The organism is Limnobaculum eriocheiris (genome assembly GCF_021010575.1).
Taxonomy (GTDB): Bacteria; Pseudomonadota; Gammaproteobacteria; order Enterobacterales; family Enterobacteriaceae; genus Limnobaculum; species Limnobaculum eriocheiris.
Window position 1 is genome coordinate 1 of record NZ_JAJNAG010000082.1, and the last position, 3,515, is coordinate 3,515.

Here is a 3,515-nt window from a genome sequence, read left to right on the forward strand (position 1 = left end):
GCCCTTCCGGCCGTACACCTCAGTTCATATAGGTACTGAGTTATTACGGCCGGAATACCCACAACCGCCAATTTAAAGAATCAAAAAACATTCCCCTCAGAACGCAAAAAGCGCCCCAACGGGGCGCTTCTCTACTTCTTTACTTCATGTGATATCACATCAAAGGCCATGCTGCTTACAGCATAAACACCCCAATCACCGCAATCACACTCAGCACGGTCGCCAGACCGTAAAACACCAGCTTGCCCGCAGGCACATGCCACTTCAGGTCATGCGTCATATGGTGCATACGGTGTAATCCACACCATATCGGCAGGATTATCATCAGCAGCAAAAATACACGGCCAATAAAACCCTGACAGAACGCCAGAATACGCGGATAACTCAGCGCCTCCGGTGCCCAGCCCAGCGGAAGAATAATCGCCACCAGTAAAATAATCACCGGCGCAATAATCGCTCCCCACATACCGCCCGCACCAAACAGGCCCCAGAATACCGGCTCGTCAGAGCGCTTCGGATTTTGTTCAATCATGTCAGTCGACTCCTTAAATCAGTGCCACGGCCAGAATTATCAGGCTCGCCACAATCGTTACGCCCCAGAAGAACATCACAATCGGCTTCGCGCTCAACTTCTCCTGTCCCACCACAATGTTCGCCGCTTTAGGCGCAAGGTCAAACCAGGTCTTGGTATGTACCAGCGCCATAATCAGCGTAATGATGTTAATCACCATCACCACCGGGTTAGCTAAAAAGCCCACAAAACCATACCAGCTCTCCGGACTTCTTAGTGCAAACACACCGAAAATCAGCACCAGACTGAACCACACGGCAGGAACCGCCGTGCTCTCACGGAACATATAAAACTTATAAAACCCGAGTCTCTTCCACCAGTCAGCTTTCACCTCGCGGACATAGGGTTTACGTTTGGTCATCATAATAGTATCCCTCTCCCTTTATTGAGGTTTCAGCATGGCAATCATAAAGTCTTTTGAACTCTCCACCTTGCCCTGCTGAATAGCCGCAGCCGGGTCAACGTGTTTCGGACAGACTTCAGAACAGTAACCGACAAAGGTACAGCTCCATACGCCATTCTTGCCGTTAAGCTGTGGCATACGGGCCGCTTTACCCTTATCACGCGTATCCAGGTTGTAACGATGTCCCAGGGTAATCACCGCCGGACCAATAAACTCCGGGTTCAGACCAAACTGAGGACAGGCGGCATAACACAGACCGCAGTTGATACAACCGGAAAACTGATGGTACTTCTCCATCTGTGCCGGCATCTGAATGGTCGGACCGTTCTCCGGTTTCAGACTGTCATTAATGATATAAGGCTTAATGGCTTCCAGACTCTCAATAAAGTGAGTCATGTCCACCACCAGGTCGCGCTCAATCGGGAAGTTGCCCAGCGCTTCCACTTTAATCCCGTCGGTATAGTCCCGCAGGAAGGTTTTACAGGCCAGTTTAGGCACCTTGTTCACCATCATGCCGCACGAACCACAAATCGCCATCCGACAGGACCAGCGGTAAGACAGGTCCGGAGCCAGGTTGTCCTTAATATAGCCCAGTGCATCCAGCAGTGACGTGGACGCATCATAAGGCACATCATACGCCTCGAAGTGGGGTTCACTGTCGCGCTCCGGGTTGTAGCGCATGACTTCAACTTTGAGGGTTTTCATCTCAGACATTCGCCTGCTCCTTCTTTAATGCCTCTTCTTTAGCCTGGGCTTCCGCTTCGGCACCGTATACACGTTTGGCCGGCGGGAGGGTGGTAATTTTCACATCACTGTATTCAATGCGCGGAGTGGTGCTATCCGGGCTGTAGAAGGCCAGTGAATGCTTCAGGAAGTTCACGTCATCACGCTCGGTACAGCCTTCATCCAGACGCTGGTGTGCGCCACGGGATTCACGACGTAACAGCGCCGAGTGAGCCATACAGTCAGCCACATCCAGACCATGACCCAGCTCAATGGTGTACAGCAGGTCAGTATTGAACACGCTGGTACGGTCAGTAATGCTGACGCGTTTGAAGCGGTCTTTCAGTTCAGCAATCTTGTCGACGGTCTTCTGCATTAACTCTTCGGTACGGTAGATACCGCACCCTTCTTCCATGCTCAGACCCATCTCATCACGGATTTTCGACCAGTTCTCGGTGCCTTCCTGCTTGAGCAGGGCATGCAGACGGCCTTCGATATCCGCCACCTGCGCATCCAGCGCGCTGCTGTTAGCCGGTGCGGCAGACTTGGCACGCTCAATGGCGTGTTCACCGGCCACACGACCGAACACCACCAGCTCTGCCAGAGAGTTAGAGCCCAGACGGTTAGCACCGTGCATCCCCACAGATGAACACTCGCCCACGGCAAACAGACCGGCCAGACGGGTTTCACACTGCTGGTTGGTTTCAATCCCGCCCATGGTGTAGTGTGCGGTAGGACGAACCGGAATAGGCTCTTTCACCGGGTCAACGCCCACATAGGCTTTAGACAGTTCACAGATGAATGGCAGACGCTCAAGCAGCTTCTTCTCACCCAGATGACGCAGGTCCAGATAGACCACATCGCCACGTGGAGTCGGGATGGTGCGACCGGCGCGCCATTCGTGCCAGAAAGCCTGGGAGACTTTGTCACGCGGACCCAGCTCCATGTATTTGTTTTCAGGTTTACCCAGCGGAGTCTCAGGACCCATGCCGTAATCCTGCAGGTAACGGTAACCGTCTTTATTCACCAGAATGCCGCCTTCACCACGACAACCTTCGGTCATCAGGATACCGGAGCCCGGCAGACCGGTCGGGTGGTACTGAACGAACTCCATATCACGTAACGGAACGCCATGACGGAACGCCATTCCCATACCGTCACCGGTGACGATACCGCCGTTGGTGTTATAACGGTAAACGCGTCCGGCACCGCCGGTGGCCATGACCACAGCATTGGCACGGATTTGAATCAGGGAGCCTTCCATCATGTTCATGGCGACTAACCCACGGACATGGCCTTCGTCAGACAGCAGGTCAAGGACGAAATGCTCATCAAAGCGCTTGATGTTAGGGTACTTAAGGGAGGTCTGGAAAAGGGTGTGAAGCATATGGAAGCCGGTTTTATCGGCGGCAAACCAGGTACGCTCAACCTTCATGCCGCCAAAGCGACGGACGTTGACGGAGCCATCATCTTTACGACTCCAGGGGCATCCCCACTGTTCCATCTGCACCATTTCGCGGGGGCTGTTTTCCACGAAGTACTGAACGACGTCCTGCTCACAGAGCCAGTCACCGCCGGCGACGGTATCATGGAAGTGGGATTCGAAACTGTCTTCGGGCTTGATAACGGCAGCGGACCCGCCTTCGGCGGCCACGGTGTGGCTGCGCATGGGGTAGACTTTAGAAATCAGCGCAATGGTACTGTTGGGATTCGCTTCGGCAGCGGCAATGGCTGCACGAAGACCACCACCACCTGCTCCGATGATAGCAATGTCTGCGTTAAAGGTTTGCACTGCATTCCTCCAAATGTTCCAGTTTA

The 3,515-nt window shown here is 53.6% G+C and carries 4 protein-coding genes; all 4 read right to left on the reverse strand.

Translation table 11 applies throughout. The features are described 5' to 3' along the window. Positions 1-175: 175 nt before the first annotated feature. From frdD to frdA, 4 genes are read right to left on the reverse strand one after another with little or no spacing between them, the layout of a single operon-like run. A complete protein-coding gene (frdD, locus tag LPW36_RS17460) occupies positions 176-532 on the reverse strand; it encodes a fumarate reductase subunit FrdD (protein ID WP_168189576.1) in 357 nt (118 codons plus the stop codon). A 13-nt stretch (positions 533-545) separates the two neighbouring features. Beyond that, a complete protein-coding gene (gene frdC, locus LPW36_RS17465) occupies positions 546-935 on the reverse strand; it encodes a fumarate reductase subunit FrdC (RefSeq protein WP_230611859.1) in 390 nt (129 codons plus the stop codon). 18 nt (positions 936-953) lie between these two features. Continuing rightward, on the reverse strand, positions 954-1,688 hold the full coding sequence (locus LPW36_RS17470; RefSeq protein WP_140921526.1) for a succinate dehydrogenase/fumarate reductase iron-sulfur subunit: 735 nt from the start codon (positions 1,686-1,688) through the stop codon (positions 954-956). Further along, a complete protein-coding gene (frdA, locus tag LPW36_RS17475; RefSeq protein WP_230611861.1) occupies positions 1,681-3,489 on the reverse strand; it encodes a fumarate reductase (quinol) flavoprotein subunit in 1,809 nt (602 codons plus the stop codon). Before frdA ends, LPW36_RS17470 begins: the two co-directional genes overlap by 8 nt. Between the last annotated feature and the right edge of the window lie 26 nt (positions 3,490-3,515).